The 23,414-nt window shown below is 60.4% G+C and carries 19 protein-coding genes; 5 read left to right on the top strand and 14 right to left on the bottom strand.

Annotated elements, in window-relative coordinates; all coding sequences use genetic code 11:
• Nucleotides 1–10: 10 nt before the first annotated feature.
• From pseI to SC1_RS10855, 13 genes are all read right to left on the bottom strand, one after another.
• Nucleotides 11–1,063 (bottom strand): pseudaminic acid synthase, encoded by a 1,053-nt coding sequence (gene pseI / locus SC1_RS10915; RefSeq protein WP_062181345.1) that lies wholly within the window; start codon nt 1,061–1,063, stop codon nt 11–13.
• Between the two features lie 49 nt (nt 1,064–1,112).
• Entirely contained in the window at nt 1,113–2,636 is a 1,524-nt protein-coding gene (pseG, locus tag SC1_RS10910) for a UDP-2,4-diacetamido-2,4,6-trideoxy-beta-L-altropyranose hydrolase (RefSeq protein ID WP_062181344.1), read from the bottom strand.
• Between the two features lie 5 nt (nt 2,637–2,641).
• A complete protein-coding gene (locus SC1_RS10905) occupies nt 2,642–3,928 on the bottom strand; it encodes an aminotransferase class III-fold pyridoxal phosphate-dependent enzyme (RefSeq protein WP_062181342.1) in 1,287 nt (428 codons plus the stop codon).
• A 71-nt stretch (nt 3,929–3,999) separates the two neighbouring features.
• Nucleotides 4,000–4,764, bottom strand: a complete 765-nt coding sequence (locus SC1_RS10900; RefSeq protein WP_238586656.1) for a cytidylyltransferase domain-containing protein — start codon at nt 4,762–4,764, stop codon at nt 4,000–4,002.
• Complete coding sequence (locus tag SC1_RS10895) at nt 4,761–5,636, bottom strand: aldo/keto reductase (RefSeq protein WP_062181338.1); 876 nt, start codon at nt 5,634–5,636, stop codon at nt 4,761–4,763. The genes SC1_RS10900 and SC1_RS10895 overlap by 4 nt, the downstream gene beginning before the upstream one ends.
• Nucleotides 5,633–6,790 (bottom strand): UDP-4-amino-4,6-dideoxy-N-acetyl-beta-L-altrosamine transaminase, encoded by a 1,158-nt coding sequence (gene pseC / locus SC1_RS10890; RefSeq protein WP_062181335.1) that lies wholly within the window; start codon nt 6,788–6,790, stop codon nt 5,633–5,635. The genes SC1_RS10895 and pseC overlap by 4 nt, the downstream gene beginning before the upstream one ends.
• A gap of 17 nt (nt 6,791–6,807) precedes the next feature.
• Nucleotides 6,808–8,049, bottom strand: coding sequence for a hypothetical protein (locus tag SC1_RS10885; protein ID WP_152682363.1), 1,242 nt, complete (start codon nt 8,047–8,049; stop codon nt 6,808–6,810).
• A gap of 72 nt (nt 8,050–8,121) precedes the next feature.
• Nucleotides 8,122–9,141, bottom strand: coding sequence for a UDP-N-acetylglucosamine 4,6-dehydratase (inverting) (pseB, locus tag SC1_RS10880; RefSeq protein ID WP_062181319.1), 1,020 nt, complete (start codon nt 9,139–9,141; stop codon nt 8,122–8,124).
• Nucleotides 9,142–9,220: 79 nt separating this feature from the next.
• Entirely contained in the window at nt 9,221–10,429 is a 1,209-nt protein-coding gene (locus SC1_RS10875; protein WP_062181315.1) for a hypothetical protein, read from the bottom strand.
• A gap of 15 nt (nt 10,430–10,444) precedes the next feature.
• Entirely contained in the window at nt 10,445–12,628 is a 2,184-nt protein-coding gene (locus tag SC1_RS10870; protein ID WP_238586655.1) for a polysaccharide biosynthesis tyrosine autokinase, read from the bottom strand.
• A gap of 36 nt (nt 12,629–12,664) precedes the next feature.
• Nucleotides 12,665–13,381: a polysaccharide biosynthesis/export family protein gene (locus tag SC1_RS10865; RefSeq protein ID WP_062181310.1), complete on the bottom strand. Its 717-nt coding sequence runs from the start codon at nt 13,379–13,381 to the stop codon at nt 12,665–12,667.
• 91 nt (nt 13,382–13,472) lie between these two features.
• The gene (locus tag SC1_RS10860; RefSeq protein ID WP_062181307.1) at nt 13,473–14,921 is read right to left on the bottom strand and encodes an O-antigen ligase; all 1,449 of its coding nucleotides are present in this window, start codon (nt 14,919–14,921) and stop codon (nt 13,473–13,475) included.
• Nucleotides 14,922–15,108: 187 nt separating this feature from the next.
• On the bottom strand, nt 15,109–15,867 hold the full coding sequence (locus SC1_RS10855) for a class I SAM-dependent methyltransferase (RefSeq protein ID WP_193749152.1): 759 nt from the start codon (nt 15,865–15,867) through the stop codon (nt 15,109–15,111).
• A gap of 217 nt (nt 15,868–16,084) precedes the next feature.
• On the opposite strand from SC1_RS10855, the gene SC1_RS10850 reads away from it, so the two are divergent.
• Nucleotides 16,085–16,837, top strand: a complete 753-nt coding sequence (locus tag SC1_RS10850; RefSeq protein ID WP_062181301.1) for a glycosyltransferase family 2 protein — start codon at nt 16,085–16,087, stop codon at nt 16,835–16,837.
• A gap of 41 nt (nt 16,838–16,878) precedes the next feature.
• On the opposite strand, the gene SC1_RS10845 is transcribed toward SC1_RS10850, so the two are convergent.
• Entirely contained in the window at nt 16,879–17,769 is an 891-nt protein-coding gene (locus tag SC1_RS10845) for an MraY family glycosyltransferase (protein WP_193749151.1), read from the bottom strand.
• 378 nt (nt 17,770–18,147) lie between these two features.
• Here SC1_RS10845 and gmd point away from each other — a divergent pair, with 378 nt between their 5' ends.
• The 4 genes from gmd to SC1_RS10825 all read left to right on the top strand — a co-directional run bounded on the left by gmd (nt 18,148) and on the right by SC1_RS10825 (nt 23,285).
• Nucleotides 18,148–19,245, top strand: coding sequence for a GDP-mannose 4,6-dehydratase (gmd, locus tag SC1_RS10840; RefSeq protein ID WP_062181298.1), 1,098 nt, complete (start codon nt 18,148–18,150; stop codon nt 19,243–19,245).
• 4 nt (nt 19,246–19,249) lie between these two features.
• Nucleotides 19,250–20,188, top strand: coding sequence for a GDP-L-fucose synthase (locus SC1_RS10835; protein WP_062181295.1), 939 nt, complete (start codon nt 19,250–19,252; stop codon nt 20,186–20,188).
• A 346-nt stretch (nt 20,189–20,534) separates the two neighbouring features.
• Nucleotides 20,535–21,998 (top strand): YdiU family protein, encoded by a 1,464-nt coding sequence (locus SC1_RS10830; RefSeq protein ID WP_062183974.1) that lies wholly within the window; start codon nt 20,535–20,537, stop codon nt 21,996–21,998.
• Between the two features lie 72 nt (nt 21,999–22,070).
• Complete coding sequence (locus SC1_RS10825; protein ID WP_370568738.1) at nt 22,071–23,285, top strand: nucleotide sugar dehydrogenase; 1,215 nt, start codon at nt 22,071–22,073, stop codon at nt 23,283–23,285.
• Nucleotides 23,286–23,414 lie beyond the last annotated feature (129 nt).

Below are 23,414 nucleotides of genomic sequence, written 5' to 3'. Positions count from 1 at the left end.
TTCGGAGGGTTTAGCCAAACAGATCCCAGCCCGCGGGCGTTCCCCGGGCGACATCTCGCGTCACATGTTTGCCAAGCAGCTTATCGATGTATTTGGTCGGCAAGCCAAGACCCGGCCGGATCGCGCGAAGGTTTCGGGTCGTGATGACGTCGCCGGCTTTCATGTCCTCCACGATGTAGAGCGAACGGCGAAATACGAGCGATCCCAGCTCTGCTTCGGTGGGGCCATAGCTCACGCGGCCCAGCGCCTGCGATGCCGTTCTTGTCTCCCGAACTAGCGCCGCCAGTTCGTCGGGTTCCATCGAGAATGCGGAATCGACCCCGCCATCCGATCGGTTCAGGGTGATATGCTTCTCGATAGCGACACCGCCAAGCGCAACCGAGGCGACACCGGCGCCAATACCCATGGTGTGGTCGGACAAGCCGACATGGCAATTGAACAGGTCGCGCAGGTGCGGAATCGTGTTGAGATTGGAGGCGGCCGGATCGGCGGGGTAGGAACTTGTGCACTTCAGGAGAATGAGATGCTCGCACCCGTTGGCGCGGGCGGTGCGGACACTCTCGTCAATCTCCGCGACCGTTGCCATGCCGGTGGATATGATGATCGGCTTGCCCGTCCGCGCGACCTTCGCGATGAGCGGCAGGTCGGTGTTCTCGAAAGAGGCAACCTTGTGGCATGCGACGCCCAGATCCTCCAGAAAATCGACGGCCGTCGCGTCGAACGGCGTCGAAAAGCCGATCATGCCAAGTTCGCGGCAGCGGTCGAAGATGGGCTTGTGCCATTCCCACGGCGTGTAGGCCTTTTTGTACAGCGAATAGAGCGAATCCCCTTTCCACAGGCTCTTTTCATCGGCGATGAAGAATTCCCGCTCGGCGAAGTCGATCGTCATCGTGTCGGCTGTGTATGTTTGCAGCTTAAGGGCGTGGGCGCCCGCCTTTGCCGCGGCCTCGACAATCTCCATCGCCCGGTCGAGCGAGTGATTGTGATTGCCCGAGAGTTCCGCGATCACAAGCGGTGGGCCGTAGGTTTCGATCGGAAAATCGCCGATTTTGAACGGATTCATGTGCTTCCCTTACTGTTCTTTCTGTCGAACGCAACGCTGGCGTTCGGAACTAGGATGATGACTGCGTGCCGGGCCTGAGAGGGCAACGATAGTGCGAGAGAAAGCGGGAAAAGCCCGCCGCAGCGAAGGCGCCTGCGGACGCCCTGTTGATCTCCAATATTTCTGCGTCGATCGCCGTGACTGTCGGCCAATGGCTCGCCAGCCAGCGCGAGCCGGCGCGGATCAGCCGCGCGCCTTCGCCGCGTCCTTCGCGACCGGGCACCAGATAGACGGAAATGATCGCCGTATCACCCGTTCGATCGTATCGCAGGACGCCGACCGGATCGCCGTCGCATTCGCCGATCAGCAGGATCCGGTCGGGGCTCGACAGCGTCGAGGCGAACCATTCGCGGTGCGCTTCGAGCGCCACCGGAGACGGATCGCGCGAATGACGGCGCGTGCGATCGTCGTTTCGCCATTCCCAAATTCGATCGCAATCATTGGCCGTCGCCGGGTGCAATTCGATGGCATTGTCGAGCATCGCGCGCGCGACACGCTGCGCTCCCTCGCCGTCGACCAGCCGCGCCGCACGATTGGCCACCATCTCCGCCAGGTGCGGCGCGGCGAAGAGAGTTCGCAGCGCTGCAGCGAGGGTAGCGGCCGAGATCTCCGCATGATCGCCGACCCAGATCGCCGCCCCTTCCCGGGCCAGCGCGAGAGCGCCCGCCCGCTGGTTCTCCGCAATCGTCACGAGGATCGTCGGAAGCGCTAGGCAGCAGCGTTCCCAGGTCGTCGTGCCGGCAGCGCCGATCGCGAGCGATGCTTCTGCCATCAAGGCGGGCATATCGGTTCCGCTGCCGTGAAAATGCGCGTGGCCCCGCGGGCGGCACCATTCGATGATCGCCGCCCGGTGGGGGTTTAGATCGCCGACGACGACGTCGATGCGACGATCGCTCAAATCCGCCTCGACGATGGCGTTCAGCGCGGTAAGCGTGGTGCCCTGCGCATCGACGCCGCCGAAATAGACGAGGACGGCGCCCTCGGGCCGCATCGCGCCAGTCTTCGCGCGCAATTCGGCAAAGCGAGGAGCCAAAAGCGCATAACGCGGGCCCAAAAGCGACCGGCAGCCGGCAGGAACCAAACCGGCGTAGCGGTCGCGGTCGCCCTGGAGGTTTTGATCGAGCAACAGATCGCAATCATGCACGCGGTCGGCGATATCGTCCACGACCAGGATATGGCAGGCTATAGCCCGCATCTCGGACTGCCACCGATGGTCGAGAGCATAATGGTCGACGATGAGCCAGTCGACCGGGCCATCGAGCGCCGCGCGCGTTTCCGCCGCATCTCTGGCCTGAGAAGTGCCCAGCCAGCGGGAATGGGCGAGCTCGTCGTATCCTTCGCCATCCGCGTCCGGCAGGATGGCGCAAGAATAACCCCTCGCTTCGATCAACGACGTCGGTGTGCCGCTGTGGGCGCGGACGACGAACTGGCAGGCATGACCATCGCGCGACAACCGGTCAGCCAAAGTCAGGCACCGGACGATGTGTCCGGTTCCGATCGCTTCGGATCCGTCGACGCGAAAGGCAATGCGCATTCTGATCAGCGAACCTTGAACAGCGGTTCCAGCGGCTTGCAGCGAAGCAAGTCGATCAGGTTCCGCTCATCGATCGCGCCGCGGAGGGTCGCAAATACCTCGTCATAGGCTTTCATCAGAAGGGCGATCTCTGCATCGCGATGTGCATAGGACATGTTGTGCGAGCCAAACGCCAGGACGCCCCGCTCGAACAGCTCCTGCATGAAGAGCGTCTTGAGCTCCCACAGCGTGTACGGTTCGGCGTCCTTAAAATTGACAAAGGACCAGGTTGGATCGCCGCTGACCGAAAGGACGTCTTTCAGGCCGTGGCGGTCGACAAGTTCGCGCGTGCCGTCGATGACCTTTTGACCTTGGTTACGCAGCGTCGCGGCAACGGGCTCGCGCTTCAGCTTCTCCATCGTGGCCTTGGCAGCCGCGAGCGAGAGCGTTTCGCCGCCGAAGGTGAAGGAGAAAAATACTTCCTCCATGAGTTTCATGATGTCGGCGCGACCTGCCAGCGCCGAGACCGGGTAGCCGTTCGCGAGGCCTTTTCCGAAGGTGGCGAGGTCCGGCGTTACGCCGAAAAATTCCTGGGCACCGCCGTTGGAGTAGCGAAAGCCCGTGATCGTTTCGTCAAACACGAGAACCGCTCCGTTTGCGCGCGCGATGTCCTGCACCTGATGAAGGAAGTCCGGTGTCGGGGACGCGACGTTCATCGGCTCGAGAATGACCGCCGCGAACTCGCCGGGATGCGCCTTCATCAGGTGCTGAAGGGACTCCGCATCGTTGAAGGCGAAGCTGTGTGTCAGGTCTCGGGTGGCCTGCGGAACGCCAAGGTTGCGCAGCGTCGAGCCGATGTACCAATCCTGCCAGCCATGATAACCGCATACCGCCACGTGGTCGCGGCCGGTAAAGGCACGCGCGATGCGGATCGCGCCCGCCGTCGCGTCCGACCCGTTCTTGCCGAATCGGACCTTCTCGGCGCAGGGCACCATCTCGACGATCAGTTCGGCGACCTCCATCTCGACAGGATGGGGGAGGGAGAAGATGACGCCATCTTCGAGTTGATCGCGCACGGCGCGCGTAACGTCGGGATCGTTGTAACCCAGCGTTACGGCACAGAGGCTGGAAATGAAGTCCACATATTCATTACCATCCACATCCCAGACATTAGCGCCCTTGCCCTTGGCGATAAAATAGGGGGACGCGCCCAAGGGGTATTGCGTGCGACTTTTCGAGAAAGTCTGGCTGCCGAGAGGAATTGTCTTCTCGGCACGCGCAAGCATCGCCTCTGACTGGCTGAATTCACGCATGGTGGTCGGCTTCCTTCGAATGTTTTGTCGGATGTCGAGTGATGCCCGCTCGTGCCTCGGGATACGAGAAGCTATTCGGGAACGCTGCTATCGGCAGCCAAACTGCGGAGCAACCCCTCGTTTCGTTCGTGCCGATTCGCCGGCGCGATTTTTCCATTGCACTGGGTGAGACGAAAAATGTCGAACATGTCAAAGCGATGTCCGGCCTCCGCCTCCGCAGCTACGATACGCCTTATGACTTCCAGGTCGTCGGGATAGTCGACCGTCCATCGGAGAGCGGATGCATCGACGATGCACTCGTGGTTCGCCAGCTTCAGTCCGGCATCGGCAGAGCGCATCCAGAGTGTCACATGTTCCCGTTCCGGCCCGCTCTTAGCTCCCGCGGCTGCACGGTTGAGCGTCGCGCGGGTAAAGCATTCGATATCGAGGCCATCGGGAAATGTCGGCGGGGCGACGTTGCTGCAATAGTCCGCCCCGGTAGCTTCGCGCAGGTCCAAGACGGCATCTATCACTGTCGGATCGATCAAGGGGCAATCTCCGGTTAGACGAACGATTACGTCGCCGCCAAAGGAATCTGCCGCGGTAATGAAGCGCGACAGCACATCGTCGAGGGAACCGCGCGAGACGTCCGCTCCCGCAGCCTCCATAGCTTCTGCGAGGGCATCGTCGCTGGGTTCTGTGCTGGTCACGACGACCACCTTGTCGATGCGCTGCGACAACAGAACCCGCGAGCGCATATATTCGATCATCGGCTGGCCGCCGAGGTCGGCGAGCACCTTTCCGGGAAAGCGGCTGCTCGACATGCGGGCCTGGATGAAGGCGATGGTCCGGGTCAATTCGCGATACTCCATTGACGGGGATCGATGATCGCCGTGTCGGTGATGGCGAGTTCGGGCGCGTCGCGTGGCGTCGTGCCGTTCCAGGTCGCGATGATCTGTTCCAGATGCGCGCTCCCATCGACGCCGACAGCGCAAAAATCGGCGCCGGGCAAGGCTTTGGCAATGGCGAGGGCGGATTCAAGTGGTGTCAGCCCGAAATCCGAGCACTGCCGGTGCCAGCGGTCCAGTGCGGCTGCGGCTGCCGGCAGGCGTTTCGAACCGGCATCCGGGGTCATCAGCAGTAACCCCTGAAGGAAAACCGAGCGCAGGGTAATTTCGACGGCATCGAAACGACCGCCGAAACCGGTGAGCCGCTGATCGAACGCATTGCCGGGCATCTGGCAAATCTGGACGGGAAAAATTTGGCCGAGCGCATCCAGTTGCTCGGGGCCGTAGGTCGATGCGCCGAGGGCGACCCCTTCCCGCGAGCACCATTGCGCAGCTGTTTCCCACAGGTGCGAACCAGCCGGACCGGCAAGGTCGCGGCTTTCGTGAAACAGAATTCCGCAAAGCTTGTCGCCCAGCCGTTCCCGGCTAAGCTGGAGCGACCTTGTGACGAACGCCGCCGCTTGATCGTTTGTGCAGTCAACCGGAAGGGCGGGGATCTTGGACATGATCGCGAAATCGAGACCGGCGCAAAGCCTTCCCAGTCGCGCTTCGATGTCCCCGTAGGCGGGGGCCGTGTCCAGCCGTCGAATGCCGCCGGCATGCGCTACTTCCAATATCGCTCGCGCCTCGGCGTCACCAACCGCTTCGGAGCGTCCGGCAATGCCATAGGCAACACCGAACTGCACCGTTCCCAGGCACAGCCGGGGCTGCGATCCGGTCACGACAGGGCCGACTTCAGGCAGTCAATGACGCGGTCTTGTTCCTCGTCCGTCATGCGCGGGAAAAGGGGAATGGTGACGGCGCGTCTGTAATAGGCCTCGGCGGCCGGAAAATCGCCCGGCGTGAAGCCCAGCCGCCGATAGTGCGGCTGGAGATGAATAGGGATATAGTGCACGTTCGCGCCGATATCTGCCGACGTCAGAGCGTCGAAAAGCTCGCGCCGTGTCAGCGAGCTTCGCGTCTCGTCGATCTCGATCACATAGAGGTGGTGCGCCGATTGCCGGTCGCTTGCGCGCGCCGGTAGGTGCAACGGCAGATCGGCCAAACGGTCGTCATAGCGCCGGGTGCGTTCATCGCGCTTTTGCCACATCGAGGGCAGGCGCTGGAGCTGCGAAAGGCCGAGCGCAGCCTGTAGATCCGTCATGCGGTAGTTGAAGCCGAGCAGAATCTGTTCGTAGTACCAACCGCCCTCGCTCGGATTCTCCATGATCTCCGGATCCCGGGTAATGCCGTGACTTCGCAGCAACGCCATCTTCTGTGCCAGTTCGGCATTCGCTGTGACCGCGACGCCGCCTTCGCCCGTGGTGACGATCTTGACCGGGTGGAAGCTGAAGATCGCGATATCGGCGTAACGACCGACGGGCTTGCCGTCGAGCGAGGCGCCTACCGCATGCGATGCATCCTGTATCAGCGCGAAGCCATATCGGTCGGCGAGTTTGCGCATGGCGGCCATATCGCAAGGCAAGCCGGTAAAATCGACGGGAACGACGATCTTTGGCAGGGTGCCGGCCTCCTCGGCCGCCTCCAGCTTGTTCGCCAGCGCATCGACGCTCATGTTCCGCGTTTTGGGATCGATGTCGACGAAGTCCACCGTCGCGCCGCAATAGAGGCCGCAGTTGGCCGACGCCGCGAAGCTGATCGGGCTCGTCCACAGGCGGTCGCCGGGACCAAGGTCCAGCGCGAGGCAGGCAATGTGCAAGGCCGCGGTCGCATTGCAGACCGCGACCGCATGCGGTGCGTCGTGCATGTCGGCGATCGCCTGCTCGAAGCGGGCGATCTCGGGTCCCTGGGTCAGGAAAGGCGATCGCAGCACGGCAGCAACCGCGGCGATATCCTCTTCCTCGATGGTCTGGCAGCTATAGGGTATGCGATCCATGCGAAAGCGGCCTCTCTCTATTCCGACACATGTTTGCGAAGGGCCGCGCCGAGGCCCGGCAGGTCGTCGAACCAGGTTCCACCCTTCAGGAAATTGCCTTCAAAGCAGTGTCGGGTCAGAAAATCGGCATACCACCTCGTAATCGCCTCGGGCGACCCGCGAGGCTGATCCAGTATTTTTCGCCAGTCGCCAGGGCTGTCGATGCGAACAACCCCCGGGGCATTTTTGAAATGAACGTCGCCGAACACGCCCACAGCGCATCCGGCAAGCGCCGCTTCAAGCGAAAATGTCGACCCGAGACTGACGACAACCGGATCATCCTTCATCAGCGGGGCGACCCGATAGTCTCCGCGAAGGATGACCACCCGTTTGGACGCACGCAGATCGGCCCACTTCGGCAGCAGAAGCGCACCGGGTTGAGACGGATGCTCCTTCAGTATCAGCTTGTAGCCCAATGGCAGGCTATCGAGAATCTCGCTCGCCATTTCTTCCTGCCGATAGAATCGGCTGAAATATTTGAGAAGCGCTTCGGGCTCATAGTGCAGCGGGAAGATCACGTACCGCACGCCGTCTCGCGACTTGGCCGGATCGGGCGAGTAACGTCCGAAAATGGATCTCGCAAGGCATCGCGCATGGAAGATGTGCGGTGACGGATCCCGGTCAATATAGGCTGCGCTGCGCCGGAAAACTGTCCGATAGACGGCCTTGCCCAATGTGAGGACAAGATCGCGAACCCGCGGTAGCAGACGGTCATAAGGCAGCACATAGGCCGGCTTGGCAAGCCCGGCTGCCCTCAGTTCGATATGCTTTCTGACCAGTTCCGTGCTGTCCGGCAGCATGTCGAGCTGGACGGGCTCGTTTTGCGCCTTGTCGCGAACGAAGAAACAATATCCCGGCAGCCAGGATATCTGGAAATGGAGACACAGTGCACCCGCTGCCGTGAAGCGCTGGTTGAAGATCTCGTTCGCATAGCCGCTGACCGGCTCGTCGACATAATAGACCGGCCGATACCGGGCGAGCACCTTGTCAGCTGCGGCTGCGATCGCCCGGCGGGTAGCGCCGACATCCTCATTGTCCATAAGGCGCAGGAAACGGTCTCGGCTGATCGCCTCCGCGTCATCGATCAATGTCGCGTCGGATGGTCCGTCGCGATCGATGACGATGACGTCGCCGTCAGCATCGTTCGCGCGGACATTAGCGGCCTCGCGCTCACTTATGACGAGATAAACGCGCGCGACGTCTGCAAAGGCCGGCCGCATCTTCGGAAATTCTATCGAAGGAAAGTCCCGCGCGAAAAAAACCGCCGCGCGGGGAAGCTCGGCGCCCGGCATTTAGTCGATGACCTTATTCTCAACGTGCTTGGCAATGAGATCCTTCAGCTCGTCGACCGAGAGGAAGTCGGGATTGTCGCCACTATTATAGGAAAAACCGGGGGCCACGAGCGTGGCGCCATGCTTCTCACAATAGGCATCGACAAGGTTTGGATCACCCGGCGGCAGGATGGCAAAGTAGCTGCCGAGATCCACCGTGTTCGGGCTGTCGGAACTTGTGATCATTTCTTCGTGAATCTTCTCGCCAGGCCGCACGCCGACGAGCTCCTGACGCGCATCGGGGGCGATTGCGGTGGCGACATCGCCAATGCGGTAAGACGGGATCTTCGGGACCAGAATCTCTCCGCCCGTCGCGTTATCAATCGCCCACAGCACCATGTTCACGCCCTCGTCGAGCGAGATGTTGAAGCGCGTCATCGCCGCATCGGTGATGGGGAGGACGCCGGAATCGCGCCGTGCGATGAAGAAGGGGATCACCGAACCGCGGCTACCCATAACGTTGCCGTACCGCACGACACTGAAGCGCAGGTCGCGCCCGCCACGAATATTGTTGGCGGCGATGAAGAGCTTGTCAGAACAGAGTTTGGTTGCGCCATAGAGATTGACCGGTGCCGCAGCCTTGTCCGTCGATAGCGCCACGATCTGCTGAACGTCGGTGTCAAGAGCGGCCTCGATCAGGTTCTGTGCGCCGAGCACGTTCGTCTTGATGCACTCAAACGGATTATATTCAGCCGCTGGAACCTGCTTCAGCGCGGCCGCGTGAACGACGATATCGATCCCTTCAAGGGCCCGGCGCAGGCGATCCTGATCGCGCACGTCCCCGATAAAATACCGCAGGGCGGGGTATTTTGACTCGGGAAAGCTCTGGGCCATCTCGAATTGCTTCAGTTCATCTCTGGAGTAGATGACGAGCCGTTCGATGCCGGGCCAGTCCTTCAGCACTTTCGCGACGAAAGCCTTGCCGAAAGATCCGGTGCCGCCGGTCACGAGCACGGCCTTTCCGTTGAGTCCAGCGTTCATGGAGATTGTAATTCCTTTAAAGTCTGTCGGAAGTTTGTTTATTTCATGCTGCGGAATTCGGCCCGCGAACCCGCGGTCATCACGTCGCGGCGGAAACGCGGCGGAGACGAAAATCGTCGATGGTCAGCTCCACGGGCGGTGCCTCGAAATCGACCGCGACGTCGAGTTCGAGCATCTGCTGCGGACACCCGGCCGGGACGGTAAACAGATATTTGATTTTCCGCCTGTCAGCCGAAAGGAAATTATCGGTCGTCCATATCGTTTCGCTCTTGCCGGACGAGATGCACCGAAGCTGCCACTGCGCAGAGGGCGCCCGTGCCATTTCCGCGACTTCAGCTTCCTGAATCAGCTCATAGGAGCCCGGCTTCAATAGCAGGAACTTGCTCGCCGCGATGCCTCGCGCGCCCGACGAGGCGTAGACCGAAAGCCCGCGATTGCCCGCTTCATTCCTGCTCGTGAAACTCGCCGAGGTCGTCGCGTTGCTGACGGCCTGCCAAGCCGCAAGGCCATATTTGCCATCGGTGCTGTCATTGGTCCAGCGGCCCGCCGCCAGGAGATCGTCGGGAGATTTCGTCATCATCGACACGAGCGGGCGAACCTTGGAATATTCGCCCGCTTCGATGGTCCGCGAAATCAGGTGCGGGACGATATAGGCCGCATCGCGCCGGTCGACCGACTTGCCCGACCGGATAACAACATCGGCAATATGCCCGGCGGACTTGCCGTCGTTGGCGGCAAAGAGAACAAAGTCGAGCATCCATGGCGAACGCTTGACGAGATATGGTGACAGATGCGCCCGGAAATCCTCGCTGGGAAGGACGCCCCCGAGCATGGGAAAGACCTGGGTCTGGCTTTCCGGGGTCACCCGCAGCAACGCATCGAGGTTCTGCAGGACCTGCTTTGGCCGGTTGTGGCGCGCCGCCTCCTCGAACAGGGCGAGCCGGATGCGGCCATCCCGCTTGCTGACCCGTCCTGCGAGTTCCGCAAGCTCCAGTTTACCGGCGGGGCTGACCGTCGCGTCCATGAGGAGGCGAAGGGCAGGGCTGTCGAGCGGGTTCGATCGAAGCGCGTCCTTCGCCGCCGCCGCCGCGGCTTTCGCGGGCACCTTTTTGCCCGAACCCTGCAACTTGTTGAACGCGGCTACGCGCGCTTGCGTTTCTCCTGGCAGCATGGCCGCTACCTGGGGCGAGCGAGCTCGAAGACTGTTACCTGCAGTCGCGATCATGCTGATGCCGGCGAGGGCGACCGCTATCGTTCCATAGGCAATCTTGATGGGGAGCCGCGACATTTCTCTAACGCCCGATCAGCTGTTCGTCTGTTCAGCGGGCTCGCCGCCATAACGATAACCGTAACCATAGCCATAGCCATAGCCCGACAGCGAATTCTGCGGGGCGAGCTTGGTGAGTACGACACCGAAGATGCGCGCGTGCGCTTGATGGAGTCGGCTGAGCGAACCGCGCAACGCGCGAACCGCAACCTGTCCGGCGGCGACAACGAAGACGCTGCCTTCCACCGCGCGCGACAGAAGCGGCACGTCAGCGAGGCCGAGTAGCGGCGGCGCATCGACGACGACGTGGTCATACTGCTCGAGAAGATCACGAATGAGAAGGCTCATGCGATCGGAGCTCAATAGTTCGGCTGCACTCGGCGGGTTGGGGCCGGCGGTCAGAAATTCCAGGCGTTCGACACCGAGATCGGCGCGTTGGACCATTGCCTGCCAATTGTCTTCACCGGCCAGAAGATTGCTGAGTCCCTTCTCATTTTCGATACCTGCAAAGCCGTGCACCGAGGGCGAACGCATATCGGCGTCGATCAGCAGGGTGCGCTTTCCGGTCCGCGCGAGCACGAGGGCGAGCGAGAAGGAGGTCGTGCTCTTGCCTTCGCCGGGTGACGTGCTGGTGACGACGACGCTGCGCGGTACGCCATGGTCTGTCGTAAACGCGAGGTTGGTGCGGACGCTGAGATAGGCCTCCGATATATTGGACTTTGGATCCAAAAGCAGGTCGAGCGGCTCATCATTGAGCTGGTCGGGGATCGCGCCCAGCAACGGAAGTTCAAGCAAACGTCGGACATCCGCCGGTTCACGCAACCCTTCGTCGATCTGCTCGAGCGCCATGACGGCCAGCAGGGCGAGAGCCAAGCCGATAATAAGGGCGATCATCAAGTTCGTGATGAGGCTCGGCGAGGTCGGCGAGGTCGCGACGTCCGCCCGATCGACGACGGCAATATTGTTGGCCGCAACACTGGCTACGCCGATCTCCTTGGTCCGCTGCAGCAAGCTGTCGTAGAGCTGCCGCGTGGCGTCGGCATCGCGCCGATAAATATTGTACTGAATGGAGTCTCTATTCTGTAGCTCAATATCGTCTTTGAGCTTCTCCACATTCGCGCGAATGTTCGCTTCGCGCTTCACTGCTTCGTCATACTCGCCGCGAACGGAACGTACCGACCGTCCCTCCTCGCTCGCAATGGCCGCATCGAGAGCGGCGACCTTTTGCTTGAGCGCCTGCGCAGCCGGATAGCCGGGCTCATAATGCGCGAGAAGTTCAGAATATTCAGCGTTCGCTTCGGCGCGCCGTTGCCGCAGCAAGCCAACCGTCTGATTTTGCGAAGCAAGGGCGCGTGCTTCCGTCGCAGCAGCTTGCTTCGCTATTCGGTCGGCAGTCGCTTTGGCGAGTTCGTTGCTCATATTTTCGAGATCATTAGAAACCAGCGTCTTTTGAATTCCAGAATTGCCATCGGCATCGGTCGACGATGACAGCACCACAATCCCGCTATTCGCCGCAAAAAGCGCGGCGCGTCGTTCCGCATCTTCCAGCTTCTTCGTATATTCCAGCAATCGCCGTTCCAAGAATGCGCGCGCATCTTGCGTTGCGCCAAATCGGCGATCCATGCTGGCCTGAATGAAATTATCCGCCCAAGCATTTGCGATTTTTGCCGAAAGCTCGGGCGATGCGCTCGTATACCGGATATTGACTAGGCGAGAGCGGGCAATCGGAGAGATCTCGATATTCGCTAGGAGTATCTTGGATGCAGCTTGGACACGCGCTCTAACGTCGTCGCTCGGAGCGAAGTCCAGCGAGTGGGCGTCGTAGAATTCCTTGTTGCCGCCCAGATTGAGCTGCCGTGCCACGCGCTCGGCGAGCGATCGAGATTCCAGCAGTGTATATTGCGTCTGGTAGAACTCCGCTTCCTGGGAGCTCTGCGCGGACTCAATGCCTTCCGCATGGGTCGGATTCTTTTGGTCGCGTGTAATCTCGACCTGCACCTCCGAACTATATTGAGGCGTTGCGATGAACGTGGCGAGCACCCCTACGGCGAGCGCGACGATCAAAATCCCTGCGATCACATATTTCCAGCGCAGCGCAATGTTCCAATATTGGAGCACGAGCGGCGGCGCGTTATCGTCCGACGCCTGGGGCATAGCCTCGCTTGAAGCGGAGGTCAGATTTACATCGGTAATGCTGGGCGAAAAAATGGGTTTTGACATGATCCGGGCTTTGTAAAAGGGGGGGGGCGCGAGGCCTTACCGCTGCACGATGGCGATGATGGGATAACTGAGAGTCGATGCTACGCTCAGAATCTGCGCGAACAGTTGGCGGGCATTGCTCTCGCCAACCACAATCACATCGTTGGGGTAGATACGCGGATCTTCGACCGCGCCCCGCCGAATTGCCTTGAGATTATACAGCGCGGCGAGCTTCTGCCCGCCAGACGTGCGGAATATTACGACATCGCTCTGCTTGGCATCCTCGGTCAGCCCTTCAGCCGAAGCAACAGCACGCATCAGCGACATATTGCCATACACCGGATAGCGACCGGGCTTGGCGACTTCGCCATCGACCGTGACAACCTGGGTATGGGTTTCCTTTAGGTTCACCGTCACTTGCGGATCGCGAATATAGGCCGCCCGCAAGCGCTCCTTCAGCATATTCTCTACTTCGCGCGGAGATTTCCCACCGGCGTCTATCACACCGGCGAGCGGGAAGGACAGCTTCCCTTCGCCATCGACTTGAACTTCCTCCCGGCTGAGTTCGTCAGCGGGATAGACCTTGACCGTTAAACGATCGAAGGGGCCGACTAGATAGTCCGTCTGTGAGCCGGTCATGTCCTGAAGCGCCGGGGCCGGCAGGGAGCGAAAATCCGAAATCTGAACCGGCGAGCCGGGAGCCCCGAGCTTCGGTGACTGGCTACAGGCAGACAAGGTCAACGAAGCGATAAGTGCGAGCGTTCGCAGGTGCATTATTGAGGTTCTCCAAAGCGAGGGTTCGCTAGCGGATATTGAATTTCATTGCCAGCCCTCATTGGTCGCCATGAGAAGGCGGAAGGCGGGGTCAACCTTGCGCAGGGCGCCTTTTGCGCGCGCCCGCGAAACCAAGCCAGCAAGCCATGACGACCGCGAGAGCCGTCAGCGACGGAACACGGAGCGGATAATCGACGATGCTCGCGGCTCCTAGGATGGCGAGAACAGTCCAGGCCATTCGCGCCTGATTCTGCTGCCAGCTCGGTTGGGCGAGCGCGGTGCGATCCCTGAGCCGCCAACCGGCAAGCATCAGGCCGAACACGGCAATCACAATGAAGATCGCGCCAATTATGCCCATGGTCAAAAGCAGCTCAACAAGATCATTGTGGGCATGATTAATATAGTTGGGCGTCAACGTATTAATCGGTTCTTTGATCTTGTAGGCCTCCACGAAGGTTCCGGGCCCCGATCCAAGCGGAGCAAATTCCCGGGCAATCTCCAGTGATTCTTGCCATATCGTCCACCGTTGCTCGGTTTCGCTCGTTTCCGACAGGCGGCGCGCTGTACCGCCGTCGGAATCGCTGAACATGAGGGTTGCCGCGCCAATGGACGTAAGCAGGGCGATGGTGGCGGCGGGAACGACCCACTTCTGCCCAAGAAGGTCGAACAGCTTGCCGAACTTGCGCTCGCGGGCCTTGTGCTTTGTTCTTCCCGTCGGAGCGGCCTTCTTGAACGCTGACTTGTAAAGCAGGAAGGGGAAGCTCGCGATCGCGAGGAGGGCGGCGATCAGGCCAGCGCGTGATCCGCTCGCCAATACTGCGATGAGCGTGGCAACGCCAAGAAAGACCGCTACGGCAATTCGGATCTTCGACCAGGTGCGATTCTGGGTAGGCAGCTGTACCGCAACCGCCAGCATCGGTAGCATGCATGCATGGAATACCGCAGCGTGGTTCCTGTTCGCGAACAATCCGACGGGAAGGCCGTCATTCGTGAACCGATAGAACCAAAGTAGTTTGGCGGCAGGCGCAGCAGCCTGAAGGAGCGCCAACATGACCGAGATAGCCCCAACGACGACAATCGGTATAAGCAGCTGCCAGCGTTCCTCATTTTTTAGCCGCAGCATCATCAGCAAGGTCGCAGCAGGAATGGCAAGTGAGAACAGCGCATTGACCGTTCGATACGGCGCAATGCTATAGCTTCGCCAAATGTCGCCAAAGCCTGCTGCCTCGTCAATCGCGGCGATTAGGCTGTGTCCGGGAGCCGCTTGCCAAAGCGAAGGCGGGAGGGGGACAAGATATGCCAATGTAACGAGTATGATGCCGCCCATTGCGAAAAGGGCACGGCGGTGATGGCGCCAGCTTTCCGCGGGCAAAGTCCACAACGCGTAGGCCGCGAGCAAGATTGCCAGCGGACGGATGAAAATGAGTGATTGAACGTCGTCGCGCCCACTCCCGCCGAGAAGCCCCAGTAAAATGAGGAATCCCGACGCAATCCAATAGTCGCTAAAAATCTGCGACGGTGCGATTTTATTGCGAAGCAAGAGCGACTCCTGGTTCCATATTTGCTGCCCAAGGAAGAGCGGCCAGCTAGAGGGGGGGCAGAACACTGTCAAGCCGAGGGGCGGCCGCCGCGCGCTTTCGATCGGGGCGGCGGATGGCCGGGTGGTTCTTGTTTGCGACCGGTGGAGGAGGACGCTGGCTGCCGCGGCCCGGCCCGACGCGCAATTGTCAGGACCCGGGCGCGGTCTCCTCTGTCCATACCGGGTACGGCTCGAGTTCCTTGTAGAGTATCGTAAGTGCAACCCGTTCATAGGATACGGGCTCGAATCCCTCGCCGGCGTGCGAGAGTGGTATCTTTGCCGCAAGACTGAACCAGCCCGTGGCCAGAGGGATGCGGGCATAGTCTTGCTTGAACGACCATAGGCCGCGAAGATGAGCATAGGCCCGGCGATGATTGGCGGCAGGATCGAAGTCGACGATCGCGAGGAAGCCTCCGGGTTTCAGGATCCGGTACGCTTCGCCCATTGCTGGAAGCACCAGTCGCCGGTCGATCAGATATAGGCAGAAGCCGAAAAGCACGACATCGGCGGTCTCGTCCGGCTGGGGCAGACTCTCTGCCGTTCCCTTGACGAGCTTGGCCGCGATATTCATCTCGGAAGCAAGTTGGTTGCCATGAGCGACGGCTTCGGCCGATGGCTCAACGCCGATGCCTTCGCAATCCAAGGCTGCACAAATCTTGAGAAGTTCGGACCCGTTTCCGCAACCGATCTCCGTGACCTGATCGATCGACCTGCCAGCCTTTGCGAGGAAGCTGATCAGATGATTGGTGGCGGGACGATCCTGTGCCGGATTGAGCTTTTCCCGGTTGCGGCTGAAGAAGCTGTCGCCCTCGCTCGCAAGGAATATGTCTCTCTGACTGGGCAACCGTCGGTTCCTTTGATGGGAGGATGAGCATTTTGCGGCGATGGGCCGCTCACTGGCGCGCACCTGCGAATCGTTATGATGCCTTATATGGAAGCTGCGCCACGTTGGAAGGGCCGGTTCAATATGTTGTGCGACCAAAACTGACGCTGGCCCTGCGGATCGCGCTGAGATCCCTTGTTTTTGAGCTGCCGACAGCGTGCTTTGAGTGACGGGCAAATTGAGATATTGGGACCGCCATGCAGGGGCCACGCCACCCAACACGCGCTCAAAGGTTGATTTTATGAAGATCAGTATCGTGACCGTCAGCTACAACGCTGCCGGCACCATCGCCGACACGATGGCATCTGTGCAGGCGCAGAACTACCCCTATGTGGAGCATCTGGTCATCGACGGTGCCTCACGCGATGCTACTCTGGGGATCGTGCAGGAAATGGCTGACGACCGCACTGTCATCGTTTCGGAACCTGATCGCGGCCTATATGACGCCATGAACAAGGGCATCGCGCGCGCGACTGGCGATGTGATCGGCATCCTGAACGCCGATGACTTCTACATGCACGATGCGGTCCTCAGCAACGTGGTGGAAGCCTTTGCTGGCGGGCCGCAGGTAGATGCGATTTTGGGCGATATCGCTTTCCTCAGAGGGGATCCGTCCCAGCGTCGATTGGGACGGCGGTATCGAAGCGACCGGTTCAAGCCGAGCCGCATCGCCTGGGGGTGGATGCCCGCTCATCCCGGGATGTTCATCACGCGCGACGCCTACAATCGCGTTGGTCCCTACAAGACAGACTATAAGATCGGAGGGGACTACGAGTTCGTAGCACGGGCGTTCGGACGCCACAAAATATCATACCGGAGCCTGCGCGAAATACTTGTTTTGATGCGCCCGGGCGGCCTGAGCACCAGCGGCCTGCAGTCGAAGTGGACGATAAATCTGGAATCGGTGCGCGCGTGCCGAGAGAATGGAATTTACTCCAATCTTCCGATGATCATGACGAAATACCCAGCGAAGCTGCTTGAACTGCTGCGTTGAAATCGCTCGAAGTCATTCGGCTTCATTGAAAAAGCCGCAAATCATGCGGATCGCTCGTCAGCCTTAACGGATGCAGTCTGTTCGTGTTTACGGCGCGAGGCCCAGCGTGCGTAGATGATAATCAGGAAATAGGCGGCCATCGTGATCGCGATCAGGGACAGCGTATGGCGCGGCGCGGCCGCGGCAACGAAGCTTGGAAGCGTGGCGGTCATGAGATAAACCACTAGGCCACCGGGCCAGCCGAAAGCGGCAAGCAAATGATGGTGAAGGTGATCGCGGTCGCCTGCAAACGGGGATTTGCCCCGTGCGACACGGACAATTATCAGCCGCAGCATGTCTATTACCGGTAACAGGAAAATGAGCGCGACCTGATCCGAGGACGCGTCGCCTGTTGGTGAGTTTGCGGTAAGCAGCGCCATGAAGCCGATCAACGTGGCCAGGCCATAGCTGCCCCCGTCCCCGAGAAACAACCGTCCCGACAGGTTGAATGAGAGCAGGACAAACAGGACGCCGCTGAGCGCGAGCAGCATTGGCGAGATGCCGGCCGGGAGTTCCACCATCAGAAAATAGACCCACGCGAGCGACAAGCCGATCAGTAGACCGTTTTTGCCATCCGCGAGATTGGCCGCCTGGATCAAGGCAACAATGCAAAGCGCGCTATAGGCGAACCGCCCTACCGGAAGCCCGATCGCACCCGCATCATAGTTCCAGCTGATTTGCTGGAGCACCAGGGAGGGTACGATAAACAGGGTGAGCGAAATTAGTAAGGCGCAGGCTAGCAGGCGAAACGATGCAGGCAGATGGCGGCGATCGTCGACAAGTCCCAATATGGTTAGAAGGGCGGAACAGGCGAGGATCGTCAGCTGCGGGATAATGTCGGATTCGGGACCGAGCAGCACCCACATAGCTACCCATGGGTAGAATCCCGCCAAGAGACAAACGCCTCCCATCAGGGGGGTGGGCCGGTGATGTGACTTTCGCCCGCCCGGAACATCGAGCAGTTTAAGTAGCCGCGCGATCCGATCTGCTCCTAGGCACAGCCAAAGAGTGATTGCGGAGCAGATGGGGGGTAAGAGAGCCGAGTAGGCGCTATAATCAATAGTCAACACGGGACGGCGCCATAGTCGAACAAATCGGACATTGCGAGCCCTGACTCAACAATCTGTCTCATCGCGAAAACGGCCGCGCGACTGGGCAGCGGAACTAGGTCGTAAGGTCGACAAATCATTGGGTGGACCGTATTGGCCGAAGCGGATAAACGCCCCGCCATTCTTCCGGGCAAGGGTCCGGCATGAAATCGAGGAAGCAGAATGACCAAGAAAGCGCTGATCACGGGAATCACAGGCCAAGACGGAGCTTACTTGGCCGAACTTCTGCTGGCCAAGGGTTATCATGTCCACGGCGTGAAGCGGCGCTCGTCGTCGTTCAACACCGGGCGCATTGATCATATTTATCAGGATCCACACGAGAGCGGCGCCAAGCTGCAGCTCCATTATGGCGACATGACTGATTCGACAAACCTGATCCGCATTGTCCAGGAAGTTGCGCCCGATGAAATCTATAATCTAGCGGCTCAGAGCCATGTCCAGGTGAGCTTCGATACCCCCGAATATACGGCCAACGCCGACGCGGTGGGCACACTCCGGCTGCTTGAGGCGATCAAGATACTGGGCCTGACGCAAACGACCCGCTTCTATCAGGCATCGACGTCCGAACTCTATGGCCTGGTGCAGGAAGTGCCGCAGCGCGAGACGACGCCCTTTTATCCGCGTTCGCCTTACGCCGCGGCAAAGCTTTACGCCTATTGGATCACCGTTAATTATCGTGAGGCCTACGACATGTTCGCCTCGAACGGCATCCTGTTCAATCACGAAAGTCCGATCCGCGGCGAAACCTTTGTAACGCGCAAGATCACACGCGCGGTATCCGCGATCCACCTCGGCATTCAGGAAAAGCTGTGGCTCGGCAATCTCGACGCCAAGCGCGACTGGGGTCATGCCCGCGATTATGTCGAGGGAATGTGGCGGATTTTGCAGCACGATCGAGCCGACGATTTCGTGCTTGCGACCGGGCAAACGCAGACCGTCCGGCATTTCGTCGAGCGCGCCTTCGCGCACGTCGATATCATTCTCGAATGGCAGGGCACCGGCGTCGACGAGCGCGGCGTGTGCGCGAAGACCGGCACGGTTCTGGTCGAAGTCGACCCGCGCTATTTCCGCCCGACCGAAGTCGAACTGCTGATCGGGGATCCTGCGAAGGCCAAGGCTGAACTCGGCTGGGTCGCCGAGACGAGCTTTGAACAGCTGGTTACCGACATGATGGAGGCGGACCTCAAGGCTGTCGCGCGCGAAGCCGAGCATCGGCGGGTCGACGAAGAACGGGCGCTAAAGCCGCGTTCGGCCGCTTGACATCATGTCCGCTTTCGAACTGACGGGCCGCCGCGTCTGGGTTGCCGGCCATCGCGGCATGGTGGGCCAGGCGCTCGTGCGCCGGCTGGCGCGCGAGGGATGCGAGCTGATCGAGGCGCCGCGCGAGCGGGTCGACCTGCGCCGGCAGGCCGCAGTCGAAGCGTGGATGGAAGAGGCACGGCCCGACCTCGTCTTGGTCGCCGCGGCAAAAGTCGGGGGCATCCATGCCAACGACACGCGCCCGGCCGAATTCCTCTATGACAATCTGATGATCGAGGCGAACATCATCGAGGCCGCTCGCCATGTCGGCACCTCGAAGCTCGTCTTCCTCGGTTCGTCGTGCATCTATCCCAAGTTCGCGCCGCAGCCGATCACCGAAGATGCGCTGTTGACGGGACCGCTCGAGCCGACGAACGAGTGGTATGCGATCGCCAAAATCGCGGGCATTAAATTGTGCCAAGCCTATCGCCATCAATATGGCCTCGATTTCATTTCGGCGCAGCCGACGAACCTTTACGGCCCGTTCGACAATTTCGACCTGACGTCGAGCCATGTGCTGCCGGCGCTGATCCGCAAGGCGCACGAAGCGAAGCAGGCGGGCGCCCAGGATTTTACCATCTGGGGTAGCGGCAAGCCGCTCCGCGAATTCCTGCATGTCGACGATCTCGCCGACGCGCTGGTTTTCCTGGCGCAAAATTATTCCGCGCCCGAAATCGTCAACATCGGCAGCGGCGCGGAGATTGCGATCGGCGATCTGGCGGAGATGATCGGCCGCGCAGTCGGTTTCGAAGGCGCGATCCTGCGCGATGCGTTGAAGCCCGACGGTACGCCGCGCAAGCGGCTCGACACGTCGAAGCTCGAGGGTCTCGGCTGGCGCGCCTCGATAGACCTCGAGGACGGGATTGCGAGCGTCTATCGCTGGTATCTAGAAAACCGGGCCTGACGTGCAGGCGGCGCCTCAATCGTGGCGCTTGGCAATTTCCCCGACCGGCCGAAAAGTTCAGAATTGTCATTGAAATTGTCGACGCCCGATTACAGATCACCGCGCGAGCTTAGGCTCGCTGCGACATGCTTGTCGATAAGCCAGCAATCCCGGTGGCCAGGATTGGTATCTTTCGCTGTCATCCCGTTTAACCGCTGACGTATCCGACCGACGGTTCCGGTCTAGCGCGACAGAAAAAGCAACTCGGTTACCGGGCGGTTTCATTTTCTCGCCGGCCATGTGAGGCTATTGTTTGCGGCTTGCATTCATGACGTCAACGCTCAACATGGGATTCCGAGGAGGCAAAATGGACTTTGCATTCGACAACAGTTTTCACGTCGAGATGGAAGGCTTTTACGCGCCCGCCGAGGCGACGAAGGCTTCCGCGCCCGAACTCCTGATCTTCAACCATTCGCTGGCTGAACGGCTTGGTATCACAGCCGAGGGAACAACCGACGATCAGCTTGCGCGCATCTTTTCGGGCGAGGAAACGCCCGATGGCGCCAATCCGCTCGCATTCGCCTATGCTGGCCATCAGTTCGGGCATTTTTCGCCACAACTCGGCGACGGCCGCGCGCTGTTGATCGGGGAAGTGATCGCCACCGATGGTGCGCGGTTCGATATACAGCTTAAGGGGTCGGGGCCGACCGCCTTTTCGCGCAGCGGGGACGGACGCGCCGCGATCGGCCCGGTGCTGCGCGAATTCCTCGTGTCGGAAGCGATGGCGGCGATGGGCGTCCCGACAACGCGGGCACTCGCGGCCGTGGCGACGGGTGACCGCGTTCAGCGCGAACGCGCGCACCCCGGCGCGGTGCTGACGCGCGTTGCGAGCAGCCATATCCGTGTCGGTACCTTTCAGTTCTTTGCCGCACATTATGGTGCCGATCACGTTACACAGCTCGCGACCTACAGCATTCGTCGCCATTTCCCCGATCTGGTCGATACCGAAAACCCACCGCTCGCGTTGCTCGACCGGGTTATCGCTCTTCAATGCGAATTGATCGCCCATTGGCTTGGCGTCGGGTTCGTTCATGGTGTGATGAACACCGACAATGTCGCGATCAGCGGCGAAACGATCGATTACGGTCCCTGCGCTTTCATGGATCGTTTCGCCGGCCATACGGTGTTCAGTTCGATCGATGCGAACGGCCGTTACTCCTATGGTCGGCAGCCGCACATCATGCATTGGAACATGGCGCGTTTCGCCGAAGCACTGCTGCCTGCGGTTCATGCCGTCAACCCGGCCGGCGTCGATACGGCGAAGGCGATGGTCGAGGCGATACCGAAACGTTTCAGCGAGGAGTGGCTGAAAAGGATGCGGCAAAAATTGGGCTTCTCCGAAGCCGCCGAGGGCGACGAGGTGCTCATCGACGGGCTGTTTGACGAACTCGAAAAGCATCAGATCGATTTCACGCTCTTTTTCCGGGGGCTGGCGATGATATTGCGCGGCGACGGAACGATGCTTGAAAACCTGTCGGCGGATCCCGAGGCGATGGCGCCTTGGATTTTCGACTGGTGGGAACGGGTCGCCCGTGAAACCGACGCGCCGCTCGACCGCGCCGACGCGATGGACGCAGTCAATCCGCTCTATATTCCGCGCAATCATAAGGTGGAGGCAGCGCTCGCCGGCGCAGAGGCGGGCGATCTGGCTCCGTGGACCGAACTGCTCGACGTGGTGCGCAATCCCTATGTCGAGCGCGCCGAATGGCGGGATTATGCCGGTCCGGCGCCTGCCGATGCGGGGCCCTACACGACCTTCTGCGGAACCTGAGCGCCGCGGCGGTTGAGCGCACCTCGGGCGCTTGCTAGGGGAGGGGGCGACGCCTCGTTCAGGAAGAGAAACTTGCCCGATATTCAAGCGCAGCAGACGGCCGGAAGCACCGCTCCGGTCAAGATCACCGTCGTCGGTACCGGCTATGTCGGCATCTCGAACGCAATATTGCTGGCGCAGCGCAGCCGGGTGATCGCGCTCGACATCGATTCGCGCAAGGTCGAACAGATCAACGCCAAGCAGTCGCCGATCGCCGATCCTGAGATCGAGGAATATCTTGCGAACCGGTCGCTGGATCTCGTCGCGACGACCGATCGTGACGCCGCCTATGATGGCGCTGATTTCGTCATCGTCGCGACCCCGACCGACTATGATCCCGATACCAATTATTTCAACACGCGCACGGTCGAAAGCGTGATCGCCGATGCGCTGGTAAAGGCGCCGGGCGCACTGATTATCGTCAAATCGACGGTGCCGGTCGGTTTTACCGAACGGATGCGTGCCGAGCACAGCAGCGATGCAATCGTCTTTTCGCCCGAATTCCTGCGCGAAGGGCGAGCGCTTTACGACAATCTTTATCCCTCGCGCATCATCGTCGGTGACACGCACCCCCGCGCCGCAGAATTCGCGCGACTGCTGCTCGATGGATCGCTGAAGCCCGATGCGGAGATTTTGCAGACGGGCAATACCGAGGCCGAGGCCATCAAGCTGTTCGCCAACACCTATCTTGCGATGCGCGTAGCCTTCTTCAACGAGCTTGATACCTATGCCGCCTCGCACGCCGTGGATTCGCGCCAGGTGATCGAGGGCGTGTGCCTCGACCCGCGGATCGGGCAATTCTACAATAATCCGTCCTTCGGCTATGGCGGCTATTGCCTGCCCAAGGACACCAAGCAGATGCTGGCCAACTATAAGGATGTCCCCCAGAACCTGATCCAGGCCATCGTGTCCTCGAACACGACGCGCAAGGATTTTATCGCATCGGAAGTCATTAAGCGGGCGCCGCGCGTCGTCGGCATTCACCGGCTCGCGATGAAGGCGGGGTCGGACAATTTTCGCGCCAGCAGCATCCTGGGCGTGATGAAGCGGCTGAAGGCCAAGGGGATCGAGGTGATCGTTTATGAACCGCTGGTTGCGGACGATCGCCTGTTCAATTCGCGCGTTATCCGTGATCTCGAGGCATTCAAGGCCGAAGCCGATGTCATCATCGCGAACCGCGTGACCGACGATCTCGCCGACGTTGCGGACAAGGTTTACAGCCGTGACCTGTTCGGCGCCGACTCCTGACTTTCGCCATCGACGCAACTCGCCGCATCGCCGGGAACTGTCCCATTGTCGGAGAGTTAGCTAGTCAAATGGGGAGAAACGGGTTGCACAGCCATATCTCGCAAGCCACAAGTGTGCATCGGTGGCCAG

It is taken from the genome of Sphingopyxis sp. C-1, from assembly GCF_001047015.1.
Taxonomy (GTDB): Bacteria; Pseudomonadota; Alphaproteobacteria; order Sphingomonadales; family Sphingomonadaceae; genus Sphingopyxis.
The sequence above is the reverse complement of the archived record's forward strand: the minus strand, read 5'-3'. Positions and strand labels throughout refer to the sequence as shown.